General features: G+C 58.4%; 22 protein-coding genes and 3 pseudogenes. 10 read left to right on the top strand and 15 right to left on the bottom strand.

What is annotated here, in order from left to right:
- Window positions 1-54: 54 nt before the first annotated feature.
- From FIU89_RS21390 to FIU89_RS21375, 4 genes are all read right to left on the bottom strand, one after another.
- Window positions 55-483: a DUF6010 family protein gene (locus tag FIU89_RS21390; RefSeq protein WP_057796901.1), complete on the bottom strand. Its 429-nt coding sequence runs from the start codon at window positions 481-483 to the stop codon at window positions 55-57.
- A gap of 323 nt (window positions 484-806) precedes the next feature.
- Window positions 807-1,508: a copper resistance protein B gene (locus FIU89_RS21385; protein WP_057796902.1), complete on the bottom strand. Its 702-nt coding sequence runs from the start codon at window positions 1,506-1,508 to the stop codon at window positions 807-809.
- Window positions 1,509-1,534: 26 nt separating this feature from the next.
- Window positions 1,535-3,187, bottom strand: a complete 1,653-nt coding sequence (locus FIU89_RS21380) for a copper resistance system multicopper oxidase (protein ID WP_057796908.1) — start codon at window positions 3,185-3,187, stop codon at window positions 1,535-1,537.
- Between the two features lie 324 nt (window positions 3,188-3,511).
- Complete coding sequence (locus tag FIU89_RS21375) at window positions 3,512-3,823, bottom strand: hypothetical protein (RefSeq protein WP_139837413.1); 312 nt, start codon at window positions 3,821-3,823, stop codon at window positions 3,512-3,514.
- A 348-nt stretch (window positions 3,824-4,171) separates the two neighbouring features.
- Here FIU89_RS21375 and FIU89_RS21370 point away from each other — a divergent pair.
- The 4 genes and pseudogenes from FIU89_RS21370 to FIU89_RS21360 form a co-directional block, all read left to right on the top strand.
- Window positions 4,172-4,699 (top strand): annotated as a pseudogene (locus tag FIU89_RS21370) (multicopper oxidase domain-containing protein); the annotation flags it as partial.
- Window positions 4,700-4,745: 46 nt separating this feature from the next.
- Window positions 4,746-5,471 (top strand): copper-binding protein, encoded by a 726-nt coding sequence (locus FIU89_RS21365; RefSeq protein WP_152477313.1) that lies wholly within the window; start codon window positions 4,746-4,748, stop codon window positions 5,469-5,471.
- 152 nt (window positions 5,472-5,623) lie between these two features.
- Window positions 5,624-5,797 (top strand): annotated as a pseudogene (locus FIU89_RS22695) (helix-turn-helix domain-containing protein); the annotation flags it as partial.
- Between the two features lie 18 nt (window positions 5,798-5,815).
- Window positions 5,816-6,180, top strand: a pseudogene (locus FIU89_RS21360) (IS3 family transposase); the annotation flags it as partial.
- A 41-nt stretch (window positions 6,181-6,221) separates the two neighbouring features.
- On the opposite strand, the gene FIU89_RS21355 reads toward FIU89_RS21360, so the two are convergent.
- On the bottom strand, window positions 6,222-6,983 hold the full coding sequence (locus FIU89_RS21355; RefSeq protein ID WP_152494673.1) for a hypothetical protein: 762 nt from the start codon (window positions 6,981-6,983) through the stop codon (window positions 6,222-6,224).
- Between the two features lie 499 nt (window positions 6,984-7,482).
- Between FIU89_RS21355 and FIU89_RS21350 the strand changes: the two genes are divergently transcribed.
- From FIU89_RS21350 to FIU89_RS21330, 4 genes are all read left to right on the top strand, one after another.
- Window positions 7,483-8,016 carry a L,D-transpeptidase gene (locus tag FIU89_RS21350; protein WP_144435632.1) on the top strand — a complete coding sequence of 178 codons (534 nt, stop codon included), beginning with the start codon at window positions 7,483-7,485 and terminating at the stop codon, window positions 8,014-8,016.
- 466 nt (window positions 8,017-8,482) lie between these two features.
- Entirely contained in the window at window positions 8,483-9,145 is a 663-nt protein-coding gene (locus FIU89_RS21345; RefSeq protein ID WP_057796563.1) for a L,D-transpeptidase, read from the top strand.
- 474 nt (window positions 9,146-9,619) lie between these two features.
- The gene (locus FIU89_RS21335) at window positions 9,620-11,974 is read left to right on the top strand and encodes a cation-translocating P-type ATPase (protein WP_236544572.1); all 2,355 of its coding nucleotides are present in this window, start codon (window positions 9,620-9,622) and stop codon (window positions 11,972-11,974) included.
- A gap of 66 nt (window positions 11,975-12,040) precedes the next feature.
- Window positions 12,041-12,550, top strand: coding sequence for a murein L,D-transpeptidase family protein (locus FIU89_RS21330; protein ID WP_057796567.1), 510 nt, complete (start codon window positions 12,041-12,043; stop codon window positions 12,548-12,550).
- A gap of 3 nt (window positions 12,551-12,553) precedes the next feature.
- Here FIU89_RS21330 and phnE read toward each other — a convergent pair whose 3' ends face one another.
- Genes phnE through FIU89_RS21310 form a run of 4 tightly spaced genes read right to left on the bottom strand, consistent with a single transcriptional unit; the run spans window position 12,554 to window position 16,831 of the window.
- A complete protein-coding gene (gene phnE / locus FIU89_RS21325; protein ID WP_152494672.1) occupies window positions 12,554-13,312 on the bottom strand; it encodes a phosphonate ABC transporter, permease protein PhnE in 759 nt (252 codons plus the stop codon).
- Window positions 13,312-14,094, bottom strand: a complete 783-nt coding sequence (locus FIU89_RS21320) for a phosphonate ABC transporter ATP-binding protein (RefSeq protein WP_152494671.1) — start codon at window positions 14,092-14,094, stop codon at window positions 13,312-13,314. Before FIU89_RS21320 ends, phnE begins: the two co-directional genes overlap by 1 nt.
- Window positions 14,091-14,966 carry a phosphate/phosphite/phosphonate ABC transporter substrate-binding protein gene (locus FIU89_RS21315; RefSeq protein ID WP_152494670.1) on the bottom strand — a complete coding sequence of 292 codons (876 nt, stop codon included), beginning with the start codon at window positions 14,964-14,966 and terminating at the stop codon, window positions 14,091-14,093. The genes FIU89_RS21320 and FIU89_RS21315 overlap by 4 nt, the downstream gene beginning before the upstream one ends.
- Window positions 14,966-16,831: a cytochrome c peroxidase gene (locus tag FIU89_RS21310; protein ID WP_172978211.1), complete on the bottom strand. Its 1,866-nt coding sequence runs from the start codon at window positions 16,829-16,831 to the stop codon at window positions 14,966-14,968. The genes FIU89_RS21315 and FIU89_RS21310 overlap by 1 nt, the downstream gene beginning before the upstream one ends.
- A 108-nt stretch (window positions 16,832-16,939) precedes the next feature.
- On the opposite strand from FIU89_RS21310, the gene mntR reads away from it, so the two are divergent.
- Together mntR and FIU89_RS21300 are read left to right on the top strand one after the other, a co-directional pair.
- Complete coding sequence (gene mntR / locus FIU89_RS21305) at window positions 16,940-17,410, top strand: manganese-binding transcriptional regulator MntR (RefSeq protein WP_057796575.1); 471 nt, start codon at window positions 16,940-16,942, stop codon at window positions 17,408-17,410.
- Window positions 17,411-17,690: 280 nt separating this feature from the next.
- Window positions 17,691-18,599 (top strand): cytochrome c oxidase assembly protein, encoded by a 909-nt coding sequence (locus tag FIU89_RS21300; RefSeq protein WP_057796576.1) that lies wholly within the window; start codon window positions 17,691-17,693, stop codon window positions 18,597-18,599.
- Window positions 18,600-18,602: 3 nt separating this feature from the next.
- On the opposite strand, the gene FIU89_RS21295 is transcribed toward FIU89_RS21300, so the two are convergent.
- The 6 genes from FIU89_RS21295 to lspA form a co-directional block, all read right to left on the bottom strand.
- Entirely contained in the window at window positions 18,603-19,229 is a 627-nt protein-coding gene (locus tag FIU89_RS21295; protein ID WP_082631146.1) for an SCO family protein, read from the bottom strand.
- Between the two features lie 281 nt (window positions 19,230-19,510).
- Entirely contained in the window at window positions 19,511-20,431 is a 921-nt protein-coding gene (locus FIU89_RS21290; RefSeq protein WP_254701901.1) for a cytochrome c oxidase assembly protein, read from the bottom strand.
- A gap of 68 nt (window positions 20,432-20,499) precedes the next feature.
- Window positions 20,500-22,425, bottom strand: a complete 1,926-nt coding sequence (locus FIU89_RS21285; RefSeq protein WP_057796578.1) for a penicillin acylase family protein — start codon at window positions 22,423-22,425, stop codon at window positions 20,500-20,502.
- Window positions 22,426-22,449: 24 nt separating this feature from the next.
- On the bottom strand, window positions 22,450-22,617 hold the full coding sequence (locus FIU89_RS22400) for a hypothetical protein (RefSeq protein ID WP_057796579.1): 168 nt from the start codon (window positions 22,615-22,617) through the stop codon (window positions 22,450-22,452).
- Window positions 22,617-24,188, bottom strand: a complete 1,572-nt coding sequence (gene lnt, locus FIU89_RS21280; protein WP_057796580.1) for an apolipoprotein N-acyltransferase — start codon at window positions 24,186-24,188, stop codon at window positions 22,617-22,619. Before lnt ends, FIU89_RS22400 begins: the two co-directional genes overlap by 1 nt.
- Window positions 24,185-24,655 (bottom strand): signal peptidase II, encoded by a 471-nt coding sequence (gene lspA, locus FIU89_RS21275; protein ID WP_057796581.1) that lies wholly within the window; start codon window positions 24,653-24,655, stop codon window positions 24,185-24,187. The genes lnt and lspA overlap by 4 nt, the downstream gene beginning before the upstream one ends.

The raw sequence follows: 24,655 nt of genomic DNA, 5'->3' as shown, positions 1-24,655 counted from the left end.
AGGACGATTTTTGCGCCTGTTCCAACCGTGATGCCCTGTGCCACCTGACCGCCCTCACGGTAGATAAAGGATGAGGAGAAAACCGGCGGTCAGCAGATCGAAGACCACGCAGTAGGGAATGTACCATTTCGGCACCGGTGCACCGAAGGCGCCAATACGGTGCAGCAGGTCCCAGGCCGCATGCGCCGCCAGTCCCAGCGGCAACGCGAGCGGCGACCAGAGCAGACCAACAAGCGCCACAAACGCGTAGAAGGCAGCGGCCCCGAATTCCAACCAGAACAGCCGGGCCAAGCCAGAGGAGGCGCCGAAACCGATATAGGCGCCCCCTATCACGGCCAGTGTCAGGGCCGCGATTGCGACCGAGACCTGTTCGGGCACCCAAAGGTGAACGGGCGCAAATACGAGGAACAGCCCCGAACCGATGGCACTTGGACCCAGCGTATCTGTAGTGATCCAGCCGACTTGGCTTCTATCGTTCGACATCGAGCGGTGCGTCCTCGTATTTGGCGGGGTTGCGTCCGGGTCGCTACGACCCTAGGGCTTCCAGCTAATGGAAGCTCAAGACGTAATCGTAGAATCTCCATTTCACGCGGCGTCGACGGCCTGGCCCATCATCTCGCGCACTTCGACAGCGATCTCGTTAAGCTGACATTGCCATGCTGCGTCCGCTCTACCGCATGTGACCCGCGTGTCCCCGTCCACTCATCACGGTTTCGTTTCAAGTTTGGCTGTTAATCTCTCACGCTCCCTTTGGGAATTGCATAGTTTGAAGGTCGCCCGGGCTTGCAGCCGGGGCGACAAAATTTTCAGAACATTAGGCTCGTACCGAAGACGATCGAAAATGCATCAGTATCTTCACCATTTGCTTTGACGATGTCCTTCGTGTCGCCATAAGAGGCCTCGTAGTTAACGCCGACATAAGGAGAAAAAGCGCGGTCGATGACGTCATAGCTAAGCCGCGCTCCGATCTCCACTATAGCACCGCCAGCGCCGCGTTCGCGCGCCAGATCATCCTTCAGGGGCATATCAACTTCGATGCTCGGCGTGAAAATCAGGCGGTTGGTCAACAGTGCCTCATACTCTGCCTCGAAACGGAAGAATGGGTGATCAGACACGAAAAGATCGGCATCGATCTCGAACCACTGCGGCGCGAGGCCTTTGAGGCCGACCACACCAGCGTAGCGGTCAGGTGCCCCACCCGGCGTATCCGCATAAGCCCCCACTACGGCATCAAAGAAAGGCGAAACTGGAAACTGAAGTCGCGCCTGGTTTTCCAATTTTTCGAAATCATCCGATGTGAGGCCAAGCTCGGCTTCGCTTCTCCAGACGAATTTCAACTCATCCGATCCCGCGAGAGCATCAAAATCCCATACGAAGGCATCCTCACCATCCATCGCGCGATATTCGAACTGCTCCGCTTGGAAACCCCAGATAAGCGGCTCGGCGTATGTGACCTGAGCCCAGGGCAGAAAGAGGCCGGCAAGTCCGGCCAGTTTGAAACGTTTCATCTTGATTTTCCTTTTTTCTGACTGGTTCAGGCTGGGCGCCCTCTGACTACGACTTTGCGGAACATGCCACCGTCAGCGTGGTAAGAGAGGTGACAATGGAAAGCCCACTGTCCAGGGGCATCGACCTCGACCTCTATGTCGGTTGTCGTGCCGGGTTGGACGCTCACCGTGTGCTTGATGGGGTTACGCGCGCCCTGACCGGTATCGATGATCGACCACATCCCGTGCAGGTGCATTGGATGCGCCATCATTGTCTCATTGATGAAGCGGATGCGCACCCGTTCGCCATAATTCAGCACGATTGGGTCGGCATCCTCGTATTTTACTCCGTTGATCGACCAGATGTAACGCTCCATGTTGCCCGTCAGACGCAGTTCAATGGTGCGCGAGGCAGCGCGGTTCCGGTAAAGCGGCCGCGCAGCGCGCAGATCCGTGTAGGACAGGAACTTGCCGCCGTTATAGGCCTTGGGTGTCAGCCCGCTGCCTGGCGCATAGAATGGGTCGCCATTGCCTGACATATTCATGCCAGAGTGCTCCATGCCGTTCATGCCGGGCTTATTCATACCCTGCATTTTTGAGTGCTCCATTCCACTCATGGTCTGCATGCCACTTGCGTTCTGCATGACGTGGTCACCCATATCCATCCCCATCATGCCGCTCATGTCGGCCATTGTGAGCAATGGCTTGGACCTGAGCCGCGGCACGGCCCCGGCATAACCTTCTTTTGGCGATAGAGTCCCACGAACGAGCGCAGTGCGACCCATTGATTCGGCAATGATGCTATAAACTTTGTTTTCCCGCGGCTGGACGATGACGTCAAAAGTCTCCGCCACGGCAACACGCAGTTCATCCACCGTGACCGGCTTGACGTCGTTGCCGTCAGCCTGGACCACGCTCATCTTCAGGCCCGGGATACGCATGTCGAAATAGGTCATGGCCGAAGAATTGACTATTCGCAGGCGGACCTTCTCACCGGGCCGGAACAGCCCTGTCCAGTTTTGCGATGTGCTCCGCCCATTGATCAGAGCGGTAAATCCCTGCACATCCTCAATGTCCGTTGGCATCATCCGCATCCGCCCCCACATCCCGCGATCCTTTAGGGCTGCTTTCAGACTATCCTGGCGCGCGTCCTCGATCAGGGTTTGCAAGGTGCGTTGCGAGCGATTGTAGTAATCCGGCATCCTCTTGAGATTCCGCATAATCCGGCTGCCCGGATGCGGGTGCTTGTCGGCCAGTTGCACGACATAATCACGATCCGCCCGAATCCGTTCACCGTCGCGCGGCTCGATTATGATGGCCCCGTAGGCACCATCGGGTTCCTGAAAGCCCGAGTGGCTGTGGAACCAGTAAGTTCCCGCTTGCTGGATCGGAAACCGGTAGGTGAAGGTTTCACCCGGAGCGATACCGTTGAAGCTGATACCGGGGACGCCGTCCTGCTGGAAGGGCAGGATCAGCCCATGCCAATGAATTGAGGTGCTCTCGCGGAGGTTGTTGGTCACGTTTATGGTGACTTCCTCGCCTTCCTTGAACCGCAGGATCGTTGGAATCTGGCTCTTGTTGTAACCGACCCCCATTTTCCGAAAGTTCCCAGTGTCGATCCGAACCCGGTCGACAGTGATATCATAGGTCCCTTTCGATGTGATCTTTGGCGATCCGTGCGCGCGCAATGCCGTCGGCATGGCAAGCGCGGCAGCCGCAGTCAAACCGAACTGACGCCGGGACAGACCTTTTGCCAGATGTTCCGACGAACTGAGCGCTGTATCGGAAAGCGCGCACTGTTTTGCTTTGAAGAGTCGCATACTCTTCTCCTTTGCGATGATTGAGTCGAAGGTTCGCCCGATCACGGCAGACCTCGAGTAGCTTCTGAGAAGTGATCCCGCGAGTACCCGAGGTGTTTCAGGACCACCCGAACAGGGGAGCCCTTCACACGTTCACGCCGTTTCTTATTTGGACGAGACCGGAAACCTGAGCCGTAAGATGCAGGGATGAGAATCGAAGCGCGTTCAGACTCGCGGAGGGGGCGAAGACGCTTCCGGCTTCAAGCCTTCTGCGTCGACCGCGCGAGACCCATGATAAACGTGCACGACAAAGAGCTTCGGTTCGGGTAGTGCATGATCGGCGTTAGAAAAAGTGACGCAATGCACCATCATACCAGGGCAACCGGGGATAGTATCGTCCGACACAAGATGTGCGTCACAATCACGAACGTCCATCGCGGCAACGTGGCTCCAATCTTCTTGCGGCGAGCCAGCTTCAGGTCCGACAAACGGCATGGCCGCTACCATCAAGACGATGAGCGACAGAATATGAGCCATTCGTGTCAATCTGAAAAAACGCATACATCCCGAACCTTTCACAATTAAAAAAGCGCGATTGCCAACAAAGATCAAGGATACATTTCGTTACAAAAATTATGCTTCTAAAGCATTGGTTTTTCTTGACCTTCCAGCGCCGGAGCATAGCCTGCTCGATCAGGACCCACGCTTCAAAAGGCTGAATATGCTACTTTCACCAATGCTATTCTTTGAAAGGCACAGGTTTCATTCGGCCGCTAAGGCAGTCGCGGCGAGCCGCAAGTTTTTGCAAGCGCAGCCGGTGGAGAACATGCGGCAGGCGAAACCAGTCCGTCGCATAGATTTATCGTTCATACTGATCGACCGGGCTGCACAGGCGGTGGCTGGGTTCCACCTGAAGCCCAATGGCCGGAGGTCAGCATCGACATCCCCGTGGGCGCGATGCGCGCCTATGAGTTCGTCGCGGACCATCTGGGTGACTGGGCGATCCACTGTCACAAGTCACACCACACGATGAACGCCATGGGCCATGACGTGCCGACGTTCATCGGGGTCAACAAGAAGCCGCTGACGCAGAAGATCCGTCAGTTTCAGCCGGAATACATGCCTATGGGCACGAACGGGATGGGCGATATGGCGAAAATGGAAATGCCGCTGCCCGACAATACCATCCCGATGATGACGGGTTGGGGTCCTTACGGCCCCATCGAGATGGGCGGCATGTTTTCGGTCGTAAAGGTGCGGGACGGCATCGACGCGGACGATTACTCCGATCCCGGCTGGTACGAGAACCCCCCGGGCGAGATGGCCTACGAATGGACCGGCGAGTTGCCTGAATTCGCCTCCAACAACAGCCCCAGGACCATTCTCACACAGAAACCAGCCTCGAAGGGCTGAGCAGCCCTTCGTCATCTCTAACCAAACCAACCTACAGGAAAATGAAATGAAAAACCTTCTTCTGACATTAAGCCTCGCGATCGCGCTTTCCACACAGGCCTATGCTACAGGCACGCACGGCGGTGGACATGATGAAAACCAGCCTACCGAACAGACAGAAATGATGGTCGGCATGCCGGGTGACCCCGCCAAGGTGGATCGCACAATCGACGTCACTTTGCTCGAAAACGATGAGGGCCAGATGCTGATCGAGAGCGAAGAGATGACCATCAAGGAGGGTGAAACCATCCGCTTCAACATCACCAACAAGGGTGAGTTGGAGCATGAGTTCGTACTCGACACGGTCGAGCGCAATGCCGAGCACAAGATCGAAATGGCCAAGATGGACATGGAACACGACGATCCGAACCGTATCCGTCTCGATGCGGGCGCGTCGGGTGAGGTTGTCTGGACTTTCGCGAATTCTGGTACGTTCGAAGCAGCATGCCTGATCCCGGGCCACTACGAAGCCGGCATGCATCGTGAGGTAGCGGTCGGTGACCAGATAGCTCAGGCTGACGTGGAGTACACGAGCGGGACCATCAAGAAAATCGACGCGGAGGCCGGCAAAGTCACAATCATTCACGGCCCTCTCGTTAACCTTGATATGCCCGCGATGACCATGGTGTTCCGCGCTGACGAAGCAATGATGGCCAAGATGGCGGAGGGTCAGGAAATCGAGTTCGTTGCCGACCGGGTTGAGGGAAAGCTTACTGTCACGCAGATGAAGTGAAGATAGACAATGGGGCCGAGGCGAACACGCCCGGCCCCAACGATTTGAGGCAATAAAATCAAGCGCTACGGAGGTAGCCGAGCAATGTAGATATGCCGTTACTCGCGGGACATTTTCTTTAACCTCCGAGGTTTGGGAAGAAGGAGATGTTCATGACCAAGGACCAACGCAAGTTGAGGATACTTCGACATGCGGAGGAGATCGGTCACGTCGCGAGGACTTGCCGCTATTTCGGGATAGGTCGATCCAGCTTCTACCGTTGGCGTCAAGACGTCTTACGAAGCGCTCAGAGAGAAGCTATAATCAACAAACGGGATGTCCCACGAGTAACCGCACCTTACACCCTCCAACAGGCCGTTCTTCAGAGACAACCCGGATCAGGCCTGGTGCTTCACTCGGATCGCGGATCGCAATATCTGTCCATTCGCTATACCGAGTGACTCGCAGAGGCGGGGTAGAACCTTCCGTGGGAAGCGTTTGCGACAGTTATGACAATGCCCTGGCCGAGACGGCCAATGGCCTGTTCAATGCTGAGGTCATCCACCGACGCGGGCCATGGCGCAGTTTCGATGCAGTGGAATACGCGACCCTGTATTGGGTGAATTGGTTCAACAACCGTCGTCTTCTCGAACCCATCGTATACATTCCGCCAAGAGAGGTCGAAGCAAACTATTACGCGACCCTGGAAACATCAGACATGGCCGCGTAGCTAAGATCAATCAGCCTCCGGCAAACCCGGCGCGGCTCATATCACGCCTCCAAGAAAGTCGTGTGTTTACTGTTCTGCGGCAGGAGGAAGATCGAGGTTGCCAGGAGCGAGAAGACCAACTCGTAGACCTCCCATTTACGAGGAACGTCGATGACCGCAATCACCAGGCTTGCTGTAACGGCGAGCATTGCGTGACGTGTGCCGGGCACCGGGGCGGCAATGTGATTGGCGGCACGTTTGATCCAGCCGACGCGCAAGTAGAGCAGTGGCAGCACGGTAATGTAGACCAGCACGATTAACGTTAGGATCGGACCGAAGAGCGTCTTGGCGAGGTGGAAATCGCCCCAAGGCGTGGGCACAATCAGGTTGTGCAGGTTCGTTTCCTGCTGCTTATTCATCTCCTCGAAGGTCTCGCCGGTTTCCCAGCCGATTATACGTTGGCCCCAGGAAATCTCTTCGCCGGCGGCAAAGAAGAAGACAAGCGCATAGAACAGCGTGCAGGCGAAGGCGAGGCCCGCGCCGCGCGCCTTTAGCGACCGCGCGTTCATCACCAGGACGACGCTGGCCACGCAGAGAAAGAGAGCAGTGCTGTATTCCACCAAGCCGTCTTCACGCGCGTAGGTGAGCGAGAAATAGTCGGTGCTGTAGAAATAAATAACGACCGAAAGTAACAGCACGGCGGCGACAATGCCGAGCAGGATTTTGTCGATACGCAGGATTGTGGACAGAGTCATATAAGGCGTGCCTTTCTCAGCAGATTTGGCGCCGGAATATGCGAGGCGGGACCGCGCATCAAGCGCCAAGCTTTTTACTGAGTCGAACCTACGTTGGGCACAGGTGTGAAACCACATCTTGACGCTGGACTCACGATAGGTTGAAGCAATATCCAACCTTCGAAAAGTCATCGTTCACACGTAGTGGCCTTTCCAGTAGCTCTCGCTCGTGATTTGGATGCAAAATCAGGAGCAAGTTTACGAACACGTTTCTATCGAAGTACTTGAGCGTCTCGCCACTATCGCCCGTGACCGAATAGGCAAGATTGTATCACGCTGGAGAGCGGTGTTGAGGATTGCCACGCAGATATCCACTAAGTGCTCGGCATGCTTTGGGCAAATAACCCTTCCGAAAGTTCGGATCGTATCCTCGGAGCAACAGTCAAACAGCTCGCAGTTGTGAACACACGATCGTGTGTTCTACATATCGACGCAATGTGTTCGCAATTTCATGCAACGCAAACTAGTAGGGTACATCAAAATGAAAGGCTTTAGCAGGCGAGTGTTCGTATCTACCAGTGCAGCCAGCATGTTGGCTCCTACGATTGGTGCAGCAAGTCAACCCTCTTTTCCAGAGCGCTTTCTTCCTCAACTGGTAAACGCACGTCGGACGGATTGGCTGCCCGGAGATCTGCATTTAGTACCGGATGATTTTTTTTTGTATTTCATGCTCGAAGAAGGTATGGCGATCCGCTACGGAGTAGGAGTTGGACGCAAGGATTTGTACGAATCAGGCGTGTTCACAGTAGCGCGCAAAGCCAAATGGCCGTGGTGGCGGCCGACCAACGCCATGATCCAAAGAGAGCCGAATAAGTATGCACGATTTAGAAACGGTTTGAAGGGAGGACCGAATAATCCTCTCGGCGCGCGAGCGATCTATTTATACGATGATGACGGCCGAGACACCTATCTTCGAATCCATGGAACCAATGCACCAGAAACCATCGGGTCGGCCGTTTCAAACGGATGTGCCCGCCTCACCAATAAGCACGTAAAGGACCTGTACGATCGTGTTGCGATAGGTGCACGCGTTTATCTTTACCCCAAACTGAACGGCATTTGAAAAAGTCGTTTGCAACTTGAGGTCAGCGAAACGAAAGTACGCGGTGCATGTCTCACCCCGTGAGGTTTTGATACCCACATGAATGATGCAATCGTATCCTGTTCGCATGCAGAATTTGGACCAATTTTTCACGTCGAAGCCTACTTTCGCAAGGATCAACCAATCGCTAGCCTATCTGACCCTGACTAGAGGCTGTGGCTCGGAAATATGTTGAAAAGAGCTTCGTCAGCCCCTTGAGAAGTAATTGGATCAGCTGGTTTTTCACGCGACGAGGCTGGGTTAGTGGGAACCGTGTTCGCAGAACTTTTTTCTTGAACCTTTAGGAGCTTTAGGAGTTACGACGCAAATGTACCGAACTAGACCTTGGGAAGGTTGCTGACGATGCCTTATTCCTTACCTGGGTAAGTAGAGGCACGATAAGGATATATTTTATCCTTTAGTAAAATCTTGCGAAGGAAACAGAAAAATGCTGACGAGACGCCACTTCATCCAAACAACGACTGCGCTATTCTCGGCCTCAATCGGTCAGCCGCTCTTTGCCGATACGTGGCCAACAGAATCACAAAAGGCGGCTTGGGACAAGCAAGTCACACCGTTCGGCTACGAGCCAGCCACGACTAACCCATGGGGTCTGCATCCAAGGTTTTTGCCGCAGCGCGTCGTCGCGAAGCGCAATCTCGTGCCGGGCGACATCCACGTGGACGCAGTGGCGCGATACCTCTATCACATCGAAAAAGGTGGAACTGCAATGCGCTACGGCGTGGCCATTGCAAAGGGCGACCTTTATGAGCCGGGAACTTATACGATTAAGCGGAAGGTGAAATGGCCTCATTGGACGCCAACCAAAAACATGATTGAACGCAATCCGGAGTACGAGCAATACGCAGATGGTATGGAACCTGGCCCGACCAACGCACTTGGGTCACGTGCGCTTTATCTTTTTGTCGGCAGTAGGGATAGCTATCTACGTATCCATGGCACACCGTATCCAAAAAGCATCGGCGGTCGCGCAAGTTCTGGCTGCGTCCGGATGGTCATGGCTCACATCAACGAACTTTATCCCAACGTCAAGATAGGTTCGACAGCGTTTCTTTACTCGGCCGAGGATAGTGTGACAGCGCAAAGTTGAAGGCGTGCACTGAACTCGACGCATCCGCGACCCTCTGGACAAGCAAATCAAGACTGGAGAGACGTGCAGATTGGTCCGCCGCCGGCCGCGCGAAGAGGTACCAAAGTGGTCTCTACTGGTCCACTGTGCTGATACCAGTAGCACCCATCTTCCGGAAGTCGACGAGCCGACGTGAGATCCTGACCGGGTGCAGCAAGGGCCGCTACAGACGCGGGAACATTGCCAACCTTGTTCTGAGCGCCATCATCTGTCGGCGGCACCGCGCAGCCGGCGAGTACCAGAATTGCTGCAATGATAGGCGCTTGTCGTTTTTGCATTTTTAACCCGCTCTTTCTGATTTCATCGCGCCTTAGTGGTGCGGTGAACGTTCGGACGCTGCAATTTTCTGCATGAAACGTCCTATTCTAACTCTTGATGCTCTAGTTGCTTTAGGAGCTATAGCAATGTGGAATCAATGAATCCCGAGGTCAATCCATGTCTTTTGATGGCAACCGCAACGATCACAGCCACCGGAGTGATCAAAAGCAACCTCACGCAACAGGCAAATCCTGTTGCGATGCGAAAAGAGATGTTGCGTCGGCTGGGCTAGCGCCGTCCGGCGGAAGGAGCTTTCAGGTATCCGGGCTCGATTGCGCCGAAGAGGTGGCGATCCTGAACCGGGTTGTCGGGCCGAAAGTGGGCGGAACCGAACACCTGGCATTCGACGTTATCAACGGGCGAATGACCATCCTCGATAGCGCCAAGAGGATACCAGACGACGAGGTCACGCAGTTGGTCGCAACGACCGGCATGAGCGCGAAGCCTTGGGATGCCGACAACGCAGCAGAGGACCAGGCGGCGCATCTGGCACGTCAGAAGCGCTTTACCTCGTTGAGCGGCGGCTTCTGGGGGGCGGGATTCCTTTTTCACATGGTCGAGACCGGCATGGGTGGCGCGCTCGGGCTCTTTGCGGGCCATGGCGATGTGCCGATGCCCATGGCGGAAGCAGGGATCTTCGCCCTCGCGATTCTTTTCGGAGTTTGGCTTGTCGCGCCCAAGGCCTGGTCTTCGGCGCGGAGGCTTAGCCCCGACATGAACCTGCTCATGGTGCTGGCCGTCGCCGGCGCCATCAGCCTCGGAGAGTTTTTTGAGGCTGCGACGGTCGCCTTCTTTTTTTCGCTCTCTCTCTATCTTGAGAGCTGGAGCGTGGGGCGGGCGCGTAACGCGGTTTCCGCGCTCCTCGATCTGGCGCCGCCAACGGCGCGGGTCCTTTACGAAGACGGATCGGAATCCGACGTTCCGGCTGCGGCTGTGGCAGTCAATGCAAGGTTTATCGTGCGCGGCGGCGACCGTATCCCCCTCGACGGTGAGGTCGTGGACGGGGCAGGGGCCGTCGATCAGGCCCCAATTACTGGGGAAAGCGCGCTAGTACCCAAGGAACCCGGCGAAGAGGTCTATGCCGGCACGATCAACGGCGAGGGCACACTGACGGTGCGGGCGACGAAGGCCGCCTCGGATACGGTGCTCGCGAAAATCATTCGCATGGTAGGCGATGCCCATGCCCGCCGCGCGCCGGTCGAACAGTGGGTGGCCAAGTTCGCGCGCATCTACACACCAATCGTGATGGCTCTGGCGATCACCATCGCGCTGGTGCCACCACTCCTGCTCGGCGGCGCCTGGGACTACTGGTTCTACAATGCCCTGGTCCTTCTGGTCATCGCATGTCCTTGCGCGTTGGTCATTTCTACGCCGGTTTCCATCGTTGCGGCGCTGACCGCGTCGGCACGGGCGGGGGTGCTCATCAAGGGCGGCGCCTATGTCGAAGCGCCGGGGCGGACCACGGCACTGGCGATGGACAAGACCGGGACGATCACCATGGGAGAGCCTGAGGTGGCGGCGGTTCACCCACTGGTCGGTGTTTCCGCACGCGATCTCATGGCGCTGGCAGCAAGCCTGGAGGTGCGGTCTTCACACCCGCTGGCACGCGCCATACTCTCGCGCGCCAAAGCCGATGGTGTTTCCGTGTCTGCCGCAGAGGACACCCGCACCGTGCCCGGGCGCGGTCTGGAAGGACGCGCCGACGGGCGCGCTATCTGGCTCGGCTCGGATCGGTTCGCCGAAGAGAAAGGGTTCGGCAATGCCATTCCGGCGGATCTGCGGGATCAGATCGGGGAGACAGGGAGCACCCTCGTTGCCGTGGGTGACAAGGCCGGCGTGACCGGCGTACTGGAGCTTCGCGACCGCATCCGCCCAGATGCAAAGGGTATCGTTGCGCGCCTGCATGCGCAGGGTGTGGAGACCATCGTGATGTTGACGGGCGACAACGAACGCACCGCGCGCGCGGTGGCAGCCGAAGTCGGCATCGACGAGGTGCGCGCCGAACTTTTGCCGGAAGACAAGGTGACGGCCATTGAGGAACTCGTCGAAAGCCACGACATGGTAGCGATGATCGGCGACGGTGTGAATGACGCACCGGCCATGGCGCGTGCGCATTATGCCATCGCCATGGGCGCTGTCGGATCGGATGCCGCTATCGAGACGGCCGACATCGCGCTTATGACCGACGACATCGGCAAGGTACCTTGGCTTATTGGCCATTCGCGCCGGGCCATGACGATCATCCACCAGAATATCGGCATATCGCTGGCGACCAAGGCGCTGTTCGTCGGGCTGACCGCGTTCGGGATGGCCTCAATGTGGGGCGCCATTGCTGCGGATGTAGGCGTGTCTCTGCTTGTCGTGGCCAACGCGCTTCGGCTCCTGAACGGCCACCGGGTCGAAGCGGGGCCCTCGGGCGGTGAACCGATTGGCGAGCGGATGGCGAAGGGAGCACTCGCGCACGGTCATTGATCCGGCGGTTTCGGTAGGGTAACGTCTGACATCATCCAGACCTCGCAAAAGGGGCGTCGAGCAGTGATGAATACCAGAATTTCACGGCGGGTCTTGCTGTTGGGCGGTTTGGCCGCCTTCCTTTCAGGCTGTGCCAGCAAGTTCCGGTCGTACAACGGACCACAAGTGACCCGGTTACGCATGTACAAGGCGCAGCGGCTGTTAGTTCTTGACGGCGCGGATGACGTCTTGCGGACCTATCCCATCGGATTGGGCTTCGCGCCCGAAGGCCACAAGCAGTTTGAGGGGGACGGCCGCACGCCGGAGGGCTCCTACCTGATTGACCGGCGCAACCCAAACAGCCTCTTCCACCTCTCCATCGGCATTTCATATCCCAATGAAGCCGACATCGCGTTTGCAGAGGCGCAAGGAAAATCGCCGGGTGGCGACATCTTCATCCACGGGGGGCCCCGCAAGGGGATCGACCCGATGAACAAACGCGACTGGACCGCGGGCTGCATCTCCGTCACGGACCGGCAGATCGAGGATATCTACGCCATGGTCAGGGACGGGACACCGATCGACATCTATGCCTGAAGGTCAGGCAAAACGACGGCGCAGCGCGACGTTGATAGCTTCGATGGCGATGACCATGACGAAGACGGCAATCGTGACGCTGGCCGCCTTGTCATACTGGAAAGAGCGCACGTAGGTCTGGATGTAAAAGCCGATCCCGCCCGCGCCGACAATCCCGAGGATCAGCGACTCGCGCAGGTTCAACTCGAACCGGAAAATCGTGTCGCGGGCGACGACCGGCGCCATCTGCGGCCAGATCGCGTATCTGAGCCGCACGAGCGGCCCGGCGCCCGCGCTTTCCAGCGCGGCGATCGGCGCGCGGGACACGCCGTCGATCGCCTCGGCATAGAACTTGGCGAGCATCCCCGTTGCATGAAAGGCGACCGCGATGATGCCGGGCAGCGGCCCGAGCCCGACAGCGCCTACCATGAGCATGGCCACGAGGATCAGCGGAATCGCCCGGATGAAAGCAAGCAGCGTTCGGATCGGCCGGAACACCGCAGGCGATACCATCGTCTCAGACGCGAGAATGCCGAAGGGAACGGACAGGATCACAGCACCGAGGGAGCCGAGGATCGCTATTCTCAGCGTTTCCGCGCTGCCCTTCTTGATCTCGGCCATCACGGTCGGGTCAGGCGGAAACATGCGACCGAGGAAATCGGCAATGCGCGGGCCGGCCGACATGAGACGCGACAACTCGACATCGGTCGTCGCGAAGGACCACAGGATCGCAGCGCCAATCAGACCACTCGTCGCAAAGCCGCCAAACCCGCGGAACGCCATCAGGACACCGCCCTGAGGCCGATTCCGGGGATTGGCTCAACCTCCCGATAGAGCTCCGCTGTCGCATCCTCGTTCAACTCGGAGGTCGGCACATCAAAGGCGATCCGCCCGCCACGAATGCCGATGATGCGCTGCGCGAAATGCCGCGCCAGCTCGGGCTGGTGCGACGAAAACAGCGCCGTCGCGCCGCGCGCTTGCGCCGCCCCGGTCAGCAGCGCCAGGATCTCACCTGCACGCGCGGGGTCGAGGTTGCTCACCGGTTCATCGGCCAGAATAAGCCGTGGTTCCTGCGCCAGACCCCGCGCGATGGCGACGCGCTGCCGCTGCCCGCCGCTGAGGCTGTCGACTCTGCGTTCGGCAAGATCAGAAATGCCGCAATCGGCAAGTGCCGTGCGCGCAATCTCCAGATCGTGCTTGGTCGGTGATCCCATCAGGGCCCGCAGCGGCGACATGCGCCCCAGGCGGCCGTTCAGGACGTTACGCAGAACAGTGGAGCGTTCGACCAACGCGAACTCTTGAAAAACGAAACCGGTATCCGGGCGGCGCGCGCGCATTGGCGGATGATCGGGATCGAGCGGTGCGCCCAAGATCGAAACCTGCCAGCGCCAGCCAAACAGCCTGCCATCAAGCAGTGCCAGCAGGGTCGTCTTGCCCGCCCCGGACGGGCCGAGCAGAGCCACGCTTTCGCCCGTCGGAATCTTAAGCGAAACCCGCTCCAGCGCCGGGACGTCTGCGCCCGTATGGGCAAAACTCAGGTCGTCGATTTGGATAGCAGTGCTCATTCCAACAGCCCGTATCGCCGCGCCATATCGCGCACGCCGTCATAGGCGGCGCCGTCGGCCCTGATATAGCCGTCCGGTCCATAAAGATAGCGCAGCTTGTTGCGGTGCTCCGGCTCGTTGAGCCGCAGCATTGCGTCGACAAAACGGTCCCGCAGAGCGGCATCGAGCCCAGGGCGAGCGATCACCAAATGGCTCGGGATCGGTGCGCTTTCCGCGATCCAGGTTACCTCCGCCTGTTGCTGCGGTGTCAGAAGCAGGTCGGCATACTGGCTGGCGCCCGCGGCATCGACCAGGCCTTCGGCCATTGCCTGCATGGCTTGTTGGTAGCCCCCCGCGAAAAAGACGCGGCCGAAAAATTCCTCCGCTGCGCCGGGACCTTTAACCAGCCCGGCCTCTACGAATTCGGCGAGCGGATAGAGATAGCCCGATTCCGAGATCGGATCGGCAAAGGCGATGTCGCGTCCGCGCAGGTCTGCGAGCGCGCCGATACCGCTGTCGCGCCGCACGAAAATGCGGCCCGTATAATTCGGCGCGTCGCGGTAGACCTCGGACAGGAGCGGCACGGCACCGATCTCGGCCTCGGCCAGAACGAAGGGCAGGGCGCCCATGAAGGAGATATCCGCGTCGCCGTTTCGCAGCGCCTCAACCGCCGCTGCGTGGTCGATGGTAACGAACCCCTCGACCGGGACGCCGATCTCACTGGCCAGCCAGCCGGTGATGGCCTCAATATCGCCAAGCAGCTTCTCCGGGTTCTCCTGCGGGATGAAAGCCAGCCGCAACGCAGTGTCCTGCGCGGCGAGAGGTGTCGCCAACGACACCGCGCCCGCGCCGACCAAGGTCAGTATCGTTCTACGGGTCAGTTGAACTGGCATCAGAATGCCCTCTCTTCGATTGCGGCGGCTTCGGACTTGAACGCGGTCCAGCTTGCTTCGGCGGTCGCCCAGTCATCGGCACGGACGGCGGCGCCGACCGCGGCCAGCCGCTCAGCCAACGCGTAGACCTCGGGCCGCGCAGCAAGGTTCGACATGGTGCTGGCGTCCGCCGAGAGGTCCGCGGCCACGGTGTCAGTCAGCAGCAGGATGTGCTCTGCGTCCCGCCGCGGCAGTAGCGTGTCGAGTGTCGAGGCGAAGGTCGTCAATTCGGCGAATGCCAGCCGGAAAGCGGTATTCTCGGTGTCGAACGCCTCGTAGGGTTCGTCCGCCGCACCCACGGTCTCGAGATAGGCGGTCAGGGACGCGCGGTCTTCCTCGGTCAGCCCGAGCGCTTTCGTTTCGTCGAACCAGTCCACGACAGCGGCCAGCGTCGGCAGAGATCCGTCATGGAAGTAGGGCGCGGTATAGGCCGTGCCGAGCAGCGTGGGCGTGTCCAGCGCACCGGCACGGGCACCTTCATAGGCTGGCGCAACGGAGCCTATGTCGTGGGCCTGCCGGTCGAGGAAGTTCGCATCTGGCACATGGCAGCTGGCGCAGGAGCGATCGCCGAGCCCGGCAAAGGGCTGGTTGAAGATCTCCTCGCCACGCCGGGCGACTTCCGGGGCCGCGTCGGTCAGGCGGCCATCGGTCGTCAGCATGGAATTCGGCAGGAAGTCGAACTCGAGCATGTAGGCGACGAGAGCGTCCAGCATGAAGGGCGTCGGTTCATCCCCGCCGAACTCGTTGACGATCACGTTGCGGGTGAAATCGCGCAGGGAGGCGAAACGGCCATCGCGGCCGTAGGGACCTGTAAAACGCAAGCCGCGCAGGCTCGGAATGTCGAGCGGGTCGTCGCGCCGGTCGTTGAAGATCGGGTTGAAAAAGGCGCCGTCGACGTCGATCGCGCCTGGCTGGTGGCTTGCGCCCGGAACGAAAAGCCGCTGGTTGATGTCCGAGCGGTTGTGACACGTCGAGCAGGTGATCCCGAGATCGCGCGCGGGGCTTCCGAAGATCTGCGCGCTGTCGAACAGCATGTCGCCGAAAGCGACGAGCGGCAGGTCGGTCTCGTCGATGTCCTGCTCCTCAAAATTGAGGACGAGCAGTGGCAACGGGTCCTGATCGAAGATGTCGGAGCCCGGTGGCAGGCTTGGCGGCACCTCGATGGCGCGACCGCTGAGCACGGCGGTTTCCGGCAGGGCGCTTAACGCCCGACGCGGAGCGAAGCTGTCCAAAAGATAGTTTTCCGCAAGATAGCTGGAGATCACTGTGCGCGCCGCTTCCATGGTCTCGCGATCCGCAGATGTTGAGCCTGCGCCAAGTACGCCAGAGAACCCGGTGCTGCTATTGAGCTCCAGCCAAGCCAGGCCGATCCGTCTCGCAGCCTCCGAATCGGCGGCCGCGACGCCGTCCTCGAACGCGCGGTAGAGTTCGCGTGCCGTTCGTACGGCCTGCTGTGCTGTCGCCGATTCTTCGGCCGCGAGAGACCGGTCCAGTTCCTCTTCGATCCTGAGCGCGATGAGCCGCGTCGCCTCGGCAAAAACCGCCTGCCGGTCTTCGCGCATCATGGCGTCCATGAGAGCGTCAGGCTCGATTTTGCTTTCGCGGTCCAGCCACGCCAGCGCTCCGACAGAGAATTCCGAACCCCGGTAGGGTTCCGTCCAGGCGGTCCTGATGTCGTCCCAGGGCAGAGGCGCGAGGTTTCCAAGAAAGAGCGTCAGCCGATAGGCCGCTGCGTCGGGAAGCCAGGGCGCCTCCTTGGCCGGCGTCGCCGCGACAGGTCCGGACAGGAGGAGCGCACTTGCGAGTGTGGCGAGCAGCACTCTCATAATATTTAGCATCACCACGGTCTCCAAGGCAAAAGTTAGACATGGCTAAGTTTTCTACCCGAAGCAAACAAGTTGTCAATCCCGCTGTTTCGCCGCACAGTCCCAAGTATGACAAAGTTGCAATCACAAGAACGTGAAACGTTCGAAATTGTAGAAAGGGCTCCCGAATCACAGGCTGAGGGTTTCGCGACCGTGCGTCAGGCGCATGAGAGTGAAATGGCAGAAGATTACGTTGAACTGATTGCGGAACTGATCGAGTCGCGCGGTGAGGCAAGGCCGGTGGAAATTGCCGAACGGTTTGGAGTAAAGCCGCCGACCGTGACCAAGAACATATCGCGGCTCAAGGCTGCTGGCCTGGTGCGGCGGGAACCTTATCGCGCGATATTCCTCACCGATGCCGGGCAGGAGTTGGCCGAAGCCTGCCGTCGACGCCACAGGATCGTAGTCGCGTTTCTCCTGAGCCTCGGGATCGACGAGGAGACCGCGGAACGCGATGCGGAGGGTATTGAACACCACGTCAGCGAGACAACGCTGAAAGCATTCGAACAAGCGCTCGTGCCTTCCCAGAGTGATACTTAACGCCTCAATAGGTTCTGCGCGAAAATGAAACAACAACCTCAAAAATATTACACCAAAGATCGAGTTACGATCGCTGCAAGCGAAAACTTACGACCAACAACTCATATTACAGTGATCTGCAACTGGGACGGTGCGATAGCGACAGAGCTATGCGGAGGCTTGGCCGGCGGCTGATCATTGGCCGATCATCACCTCAGGCTCTGACAGGGCGGGCACACAAATTGCCACATACTTGTGTCTTGCGTTGCGTCTTCCAATCGATCAAAAGACCATCGCGACCATGACCATTCAGAAACTCGAAGCCAATGCCTTGCCAAGCGACACTTTGGCCTATGGCAGTATCGTTCTGCTTGGCGCGGCTCTCTGGGCGCTAACCACCTACTTTCCGGCGCAGATGCCGGCGATCCTGCCCTATCAATTCTCGTGGCTGATCTATCTCGCGGTGACGCTGTCGGGGCTCTGGTTCGCGCGCGGGCTCCGGCGGACCGCGCCGGGAGACCGCGTGAGCCGATTGCGGCAGGCGGCTTTCTGGACGGGGTTGGTGTTGTTGTGGGGCGTTACGCAGACCGGGTTCGAATATCTCGCACAGCGCATGTTCTTCACTAATCGGTTGCAGCACGTCGCCATGCATCATGTAGGCCCGGTCCTGCTGGCGCTCAGCGCGGGTGGCCCGGTGCTGCTGGCGGGAGCGCCGGAATGGTTGCGCGCGCTCTGTGCCAGCCGCTTGGTGATTGTTATCTATCGCACGATCCAGCAGCCCGTCATAGCGGTGATACTCTTCGTCGGACTGTTCTGGTTCTGGCTGATCCCGCCGGTGCATTTCGCCGCCATGCTTGACCCGGTGCTCTACCAGGTGATGAACTGGTCGATGGCGGTGGACGGCATCTTGTTCTGGGCGCTGGTACTGGACACTCGGCCCGCGCCGCCCGCGTGGTTGCGTTTCGGCTGGCGCGCTGCGCTGGCCGTGGGCGTCATGTTTCCGCAGATCATTCTAGGCGCGCTCATCTCCTTCGCCACGGTGGACTTGTTTCCCTATTACGCATTCTGCGGGCGGTATTTCCCTTCGATCTCTGCGGTAACGGATCAGCAGATCGGCGGCATCGTCATCTGGATTCCTCCCGCGATGATGAGCGTTCTGGGCCTCTTGGTGGTGGTGCGAAATATGCGCGCCGCCAACGCAGACCTTTAGCCTTCAGGCGCTCATCACGCGGCGGATGTCGCCGGTGGCCCCAGCGATGTCGGCCTGTAGCGTATCGAAACCGGGCCATATGACGCGCGCGTCGCCTTGCGCATCGAAAACATAGACAGACTTGCCGTGCGATACATCATAGGTCAAGTCGTCCGGCTGATGTGGTTCGATCTTGTAGGTGACTTTGAGGCGCCGGGCAAGACGGGCCAGTTGGTTGGGCGTGCCGATCAGCCCGTCAACGCACGGCGTGAAGGCGGCGGCGTATTCCGTCATCACCTCGGGCGTATCGCGCTCGGGGTCCACTGTAACGAAGAGTATCGACAGTTTCGCGGCGTCCTCGCCCAGCTGATCGACCACAGCGGACAGGTTGGAGAGTGTCATCGGGCAGATATCGGGGCAGAAGCTAAAGCCAAAGAACAGCGCGACGACCTGTCCTTCGTAATCGGCCTGTGTCACGCGCGTCCCGTCCTGAGCCCGGGTCATGGTGAAAGACAGGTCGGGTAAAAGCCCGCTTACATCCTCGCCATACCATCCAGCCTCGTTACAGGCGGCCAGCGGCACGACCAGTCCTGCGGACCCCATGCGCCGGAGCAGCGCTCGGCGGGTCATCGTCGCGTCAGTACGGGCCATATTTTACCAATATCGCCACGCCAAAGGCCGTTGCGAAAAAGAGACCGGCAACGCACAGCAAAATCCAGAGCACCATTCGATTGCTCGATCTGGTCGTTCGCTTGACATCGCTCGCCGTAGGGTCCGACGTCTCGGTTGCTTCGGTCCCCTCATCCATACCGGTTTGCTATATCATTTCGGCGCGTATCACAACGTGCCAAGCCGCAAGCGGGATGCGACAAGGTGCCTCGTGAACAGTTCTCGTCATGCCTGCGCATTGCGTGCTGGCGGGATGGCAACGATCACAGTGCATACACAATCGTCACCACCGTTATCATGACGATCAAGAACATGACCAACGCGCCTAGGGCGAGCGTCCGGCCCATGTCACGATTTGGCTTTGCAACCTTCAGACGCAACTCTTCGGCCGTTTCCGGAAATTCGAGCGCGGCGGAGTTCGAGGCGCGCGTCAGTTCGTATCGCGCATCCCAGCGACGCACTTCCGCAGCGTTCCAGCCGTTCATGACCAGAATGATCGCGGCGATCATCACCATCGAGGATGGGACCCAGATCACGTAGCCACCAATCGTTTCATCGGATAAAGTTGCAGATAAGCCGGTGCCTGTCGTTTGGTAGGAGGCATAAAGGGCCACCTCCTTAAGTGTCGTGAGGGAACCCAGAAAAATGTTTGAAACAATCACCACAAAACCGGAGATCAGCCTCGCTCCGCGTCGCGCACCGGCAGGGGGATCCCTCCAGTCGAAAAGCATGCCGAAATACCAGATCCCTGCCAGCACCATCGCCAGATGTGCGAGCAGCTCGACCGCCGCGATGCGCTGCGCAAGTCCGTAAAGGACCGGTATCTGCCAGACGAAGAGCGAAGCGATGAGCAAGGCAGTGGCGGTTGCCGGATGCGCCATGAACCGCACGAACCAGGCGTTCGCCAGCGCGCCGAGGTATCGACGCCACCGACTTTCCAAACCGGCTTGCAGGATGCGCCACGGCTGCGAAACAGCGATGAGCAGTGGTCCTGCAAGGCGAAGGAGAAGATGTTCCACCTGGTGCACCGAAAAGAGGCTGTGCCCCAATGAAGCCAGAGACGCATTCGTGGCCACGAAAATGCAGGTCAAGCCAGCGAAGAACATAGCCTGCCGCCAAAGAGAAACCGTCCCGCGAATACGAGCGGATCGCGCGAGGCCGCGCATGTAGTACCATGCGGCCAAGCTGACGGAAACAAGGGACACTGGCGAAATCGCATATCCAAACGGGTCGAAAAGGAGGAAATATGTGATTATCGGCTCCTCCCTTGTTTTACTGCCCGGCTGTAGGCGGATAAGGGTGAAAGTCGCGAAGTTCCTACTGCGCCACCCCGGGCCAAAGATAGATCGGTTGACATCACGAGGTATTTGCTCTGCATCCACCTAGGAAACAGGTTGTCGTAGAAACGTGACAGCGGATGGCCGGACTGACCGGCAGGCGTGATGAAATAGGAGAGGCTTTCATCCGAAAACGACATGACTGCCTGAAAATTAGTGCCGACGCTGGAGGCGACCGGGCGGTCATTGTCAGAAGCGATCAGTGTATAAGGGTCACCCGAGTATGGCGCTTCGAGAGACAACAAATCGCTGATAATCCCGTTCGACTGGATTGGCGACCACTGCATATTCAGTGTGTGTTCCGCGCCCCAGAACCAGACTGAAGGATCGCTTCCGTACCGGTCAACAAGCTTGGCAATGGCATCATCCAGAGCTGCACGAGCCTGATCCTGGCAGGTCTCAATGCGGGCGGACGGGCGGATGTCGCACCAGATTGCGCTCCCTCTTCGATCTGAAAGGACCGCGGATAGGAAATCAGGATTCGGTCTGGTCCAGACCGCAGTTGCAGATGGAAACTCATCTTGAAGTATGCGTCTTTGCAAAGCACGTACCCATGTCCAGAACACGAGCGGTTCCAGTGAGTAGCGACCCATCTCGCCATTCCATTGAGAAAGCTCGTCCAAAACTTCTTCGCGAAGCTTTCCGACTTTGTTCTCCTTGATGTCGCTTGCGGAACTCACGAACCAGAGCTCTTTTGCCATCAGCGGAAGAAGGGTACGCGCGACAGCGCTGACCGTGTCGCGTTGAACCGCAATCGCGCTCTCGACAGTGAATACGGGCCGGCGATCATCGAGAACTGCAAGTCTGGCGTCTTGAAATGATCCAGGACGCTTGACCTCGCTTTCAGGCCAAACCGCCAGAGTTGTCCGGTCGACCGCTAGGACCTCCAATCCATCTGGCACCTTGTTCATGGTTGCGTTCAGAGCATAGTTCACACCGGCGGACTTGGCCAGACGGTCGAGCATCATCAAGAAATCACTTGTCTGCGCAGCTTTGGAAACTTCTGGTTCTTCTATTTCATTTGGCGAAAAAGATCTGAACGCCCAGGCGACGCGCTCGTTGTGACCAACGACAATGAAAGGCACGCCTGGCATCGTAGCGCCAATCGCGACCCCTTCCGGCGTTTGAAGGTCTGCCAAGTACCATTCGGACGGCAGTGACAAAGGACCACTGATATCCGCCGCAAGCATCGGTGCTCCGGTAGTAGTCCGATCTTCGGGCAACGCCCACGCAGTCAGTTTGACCCTTGGAGAAGCGGCAAACAACTCGGGTGTCGCGGGTCGATCTGACGGAATCTGGTTATCTGGGAATCCAGACAGTTCGTTCTGAAGTTTATCGGGGCGAAGATCGTTCAGAAATGCGTTTGCGACATTGATGCTATCAACGGGCCTCCACGCCGCGATCGTTCTCTCATCCGCGATCAACAGTTCAGGTGCGCCTCTGCCGCGCCCGCCTTCGGACACCAGCCCAAGCCAGGCGTTGACACCTGCGGCATATGCTTCGAGTGCATCCGATGTCGACGGTTCAAGTTCAGCTATCTGCTCAAGTGGCAATAAACCTTGCGCTGTCCGCCTTGCCCTCAATAATTGCCCCAGCCGGTCTTGCGCGTGAACGAAACCGAGCGCGAAATAGCTGTCTGCAGCGGAGCCGGCGGAAATGTGTGGTATAGCTGAAGCATCTCTCAGGACGTTAACCGGGCCTTCTATACCCGCAACGCTAAAGTTCTCTTCATAGTCAGGAACGGAGGCATTGAGCAGAAAGTAGCCAGCACCCCAAACGAACAAGCCTGATGCAAAAATCGACAGGAACAAATATAGTGAAATGAGGATCAGCCGTCTCAATTCGTCGCCCGTACAAAACTAGTTTCAGGATATGATGCGCAAGAAGATCAACGAGGCGAAATAGGCGAGCAAGCCGAAGACAATGCCGGAGCTTGTCGCATATTGAAGCATATCCAGGCGGTCCCCTTTCCGTCGCCGCGCCAGATAGCCACCCCAAATCGTACCTCCGACAAATCCCGCGAGCACCAGCATCACAATTCCTCCGATCTTGTATTTTCGCGATTGAAACGTTGACATGTGAATCCGACGGCAAAGGCTATGCCCCAGGCCGCACAGATGAGCGCTAGCGACGTCCAATCACCGAAACGTGCGTAAGGCGTGGGCGCATGCGCTGCCGGAAGCCTGGCATCTATGACACCAGTTTGCCCGATGTCGAGACGGGCGACGATCTCTCCGCTGGCATCGATAATCGCGGATATCCCAGTGTTGGCCGCGCGGACCACGGGAAGCCCTTCCTCGACCGCGCGCATGCGCGCGGAAGCGAGGTGTTGCTCAGGTCCAATGCTGGTTCCGAACCATGCATCATTTGTACCGTTGAATATCCAGTCAGGACGGAGAAGCTCATCGACCACCTGGCCCGGAAAAATGATCTCGTAACAGATCGCCACCCCGACCAGAGGTGCCCCAGGGATCGCCAGTGTGCGTGGCCCTGGTCCTGGCGTAAAATCGCCTAACCCTTCTGTCAGCCGCTCAAAGGGCAGCAAGCCTTTCAGGGGCACATATTCCCCGAACGGAACGAGATGATGTTTTGCATATCCCGCCAGAATCTCACCGCTGCCGTCATAGGCTTGTACAGTGTTGAAATATCTGGTTGCCCCATCTCCCTCTACGCGGTCCGGCGCACCTGTCAAAAGGACCCTGCCGTCTGGCAAAGCCGCAGATATTTGCGTGCGCGCAATGGCGTCCTCGTCCAGAAAACCGGGGAAAGCCGTTTCCGGCCAAAGCAGCAGATCGAAACGGCCGGGTCGCACAGACAATCTCAGGTATTTTTCCAAGGTTCGCTTGCGGCTGCCCGGTGCCCACTTCTCGACTTGCGGCACATTGCCTTGAACAATGCGCAATGTAATGTCTGTCGGCGGAACGTCTTGACTTGACCAAAGTGTACCGCCACCCCAGAGACCCGTCATCGCAACGGAAAAGAGCGCGAAAACGGACAGACGTCTCTTTGGCGCTACCGCAATCAAAACACTTGGCAAGGTGCCGATGAAGACCGTGAGAAAGCTCATGCCGTAGCTTCCAACCCAGGCCGCTGGCTGTCGCAGCGCGGCGTGATCGACCAAAGCATATGCAGCAAGGTTCCACGGAAATCCTGTCAGAACATGACCCCGCAGCCATTCCGTGGCCATCCAGCAGGTCGCAAGCAAAAGGCCCGCCTTAATACCATGGAGAACTCGATGCTGCATTATGGCGGCAAAAAGCATAGCTGCGCTGGCCGGGAAAATCGCTAGCCCGGCGGACAGTCCCACTACTGCTGGGATCGCCAGTGCGCCGAAACGTTCGGCATCGACGTAAAAGCTCTCGGCGATCCAGGAAATTCCAATCCCGAATTGGCCCAGTCCGAAAGCCCAACCGACAAGGAAAGCGCGCGAGGTTGAGATGTTCCGGAGAACAATAAAGAGCACGGAGAAGGAGACAGGGACCGCGATGAGCCAAGAAAACGGCGGAAGGGTCAAAACCGTCAATCCGCCGGCAACAAGGGCAAGACCTGTGCGCGGGAAGAGGTTTGGGTCCTCACTAACGAACTGCGGCAAACCTGGCTTCATGAATCGGTCTGAAGTCGAGCGCCAACCCACGGCGCACTGAGCAGCACCACGCCGCCAACCACAAAAATATCGGCCATGTTGAAGGCAGGCCAATGCGCCGTCCCGATGTAGAAATCGAAGAAATCCGTCACTGCACGAAAGCGCAGGCGGTCCAGAATATTGCCAAGAGCACCGCCGATGATCGCACCATAGGCAATGGCCTCGACCCGGCTGCTGGAACGGATCAGCATGGCCGCCAACCAGACGCAGATGCCAAGCGCCAATACGACAAGGCTCCACCATGGCGCACCGCCGAGAAGCCCGAAGGTCACCCCGTCATTGCGCAGGTAGATGAGATTGAAGCCGGGAAAGACCGATACACCGGAACTAAGTACAGTCGCATTGGAAACAACGATTGCCTTCGTTGCCTGATCGACAAGAAAGGCGATTAGAGCAGCAAGCAGACCGACGAAGAGGCAAGTTCTCAT

The sequence above is a fragment of the Roseovarius sp. THAF27 genome (genome assembly GCF_009363655.1).
Lineage (GTDB): Bacteria > Pseudomonadota > Alphaproteobacteria > Rhodobacterales > Rhodobacteraceae > Roseovarius.
The sequence above is the reverse complement of the archived record's forward strand: the minus strand, read 5'-3'. Positions and strand labels throughout refer to the sequence as shown.

Excerpts from the sequence above, each read along its gene's own strand:
- FIU89_RS21390 (WP_057796901.1), bottom strand. The coding sequence starts at position 483 with ATGTCGAACGATAGAAGCCAAGTCGGCTGGATCACTACAGATACGCTG.
- FIU89_RS21385 (WP_057796902.1), bottom strand. The coding sequence starts at position 1,508 with ATGAAACGTTTCAAACTGGCCGGACTTGCCGGCCTCTTTCTGCCCTGG.
- FIU89_RS21380 (WP_057796908.1), bottom strand. The coding sequence starts at position 3,187 with ATGCCGACGGCATTGCGCGCGCACGGATCGCCAAAGATCACATCGAAA.
- FIU89_RS21375 (WP_139837413.1), bottom strand. The coding sequence starts at position 3,823 with ATGGCTCATATTCTGTCGCTCATCGTCTTGATGGTAGCGGCCATGCCG.
- FIU89_RS21365 (WP_152477313.1), top strand. The coding sequence starts at position 4,746 with ATGAAAAACCTTCTTCTGACATTAAGCCTCGCGATCGCGCTTTCCACA.
- FIU89_RS21350 (WP_144435632.1), top strand. The coding sequence starts at position 7,483 with ATGTTGGCTCCTACGATTGGTGCAGCAAGTCAACCCTCTTTTCCAGAG.
- FIU89_RS21345 (WP_057796563.1), top strand. The coding sequence starts at position 8,483 with ATGCTGACGAGACGCCACTTCATCCAAACAACGACTGCGCTATTCTCG.
- FIU89_RS21335 (WP_236544572.1), top strand. The coding sequence starts at position 9,620 with ATGTCTTTTGATGGCAACCGCAACGATCACAGCCACCGGAGTGATCAA.
- FIU89_RS21330 (WP_057796567.1), top strand. The coding sequence starts at position 12,041 with ATGAATACCAGAATTTCACGGCGGGTCTTGCTGTTGGGCGGTTTGGCC.
- phnE (WP_152494672.1), bottom strand. The coding sequence starts at position 13,312 with ATGGCGTTCCGCGGGTTTGGCGGCTTTGCGACGAGTGGTCTGATTGGC.
- FIU89_RS21320 (WP_152494671.1), bottom strand. The coding sequence starts at position 14,094 with ATGAGCACTGCTATCCAAATCGACGACCTGAGTTTTGCCCATACGGGC.
- FIU89_RS21315 (WP_152494670.1), bottom strand. The coding sequence starts at position 14,966 with ATGCCAGTTCAACTGACCCGTAGAACGATACTGACCTTGGTCGGCGCG.
- FIU89_RS21310 (WP_172978211.1), bottom strand. The coding sequence starts at position 16,831 with ATGAGAGTGCTGCTCGCCACACTCGCAAGTGCGCTCCTCCTGTCCGGA.
- mntR (WP_057796575.1), top strand. The coding sequence starts at position 16,940 with ATGACAAAGTTGCAATCACAAGAACGTGAAACGTTCGAAATTGTAGAA.
- FIU89_RS21300 (WP_057796576.1), top strand. The coding sequence starts at position 17,691 with ATGACCATTCAGAAACTCGAAGCCAATGCCTTGCCAAGCGACACTTTG.
- FIU89_RS21295 (WP_082631146.1), bottom strand. The coding sequence starts at position 19,229 with ATGGCCCGTACTGACGCGACGATGACCCGCCGAGCGCTGCTCCGGCGC.
- FIU89_RS22400 (WP_057796579.1), bottom strand. The coding sequence starts at position 22,617 with ATGCTGGTGCTCGCGGGATTTGTCGGAGGTACGATTTGGGGTGGCTAT.
- lnt (WP_057796580.1), bottom strand. The coding sequence starts at position 24,188 with ATGAAGCCAGGTTTGCCGCAGTTCGTTAGTGAGGACCCAAACCTCTTC.
- lspA (WP_057796581.1), bottom strand. The coding sequence starts at position 24,655 with ATGAGAACTTGCCTCTTCGTCGGTCTGCTTGCTGCTCTAATCGCCTTT.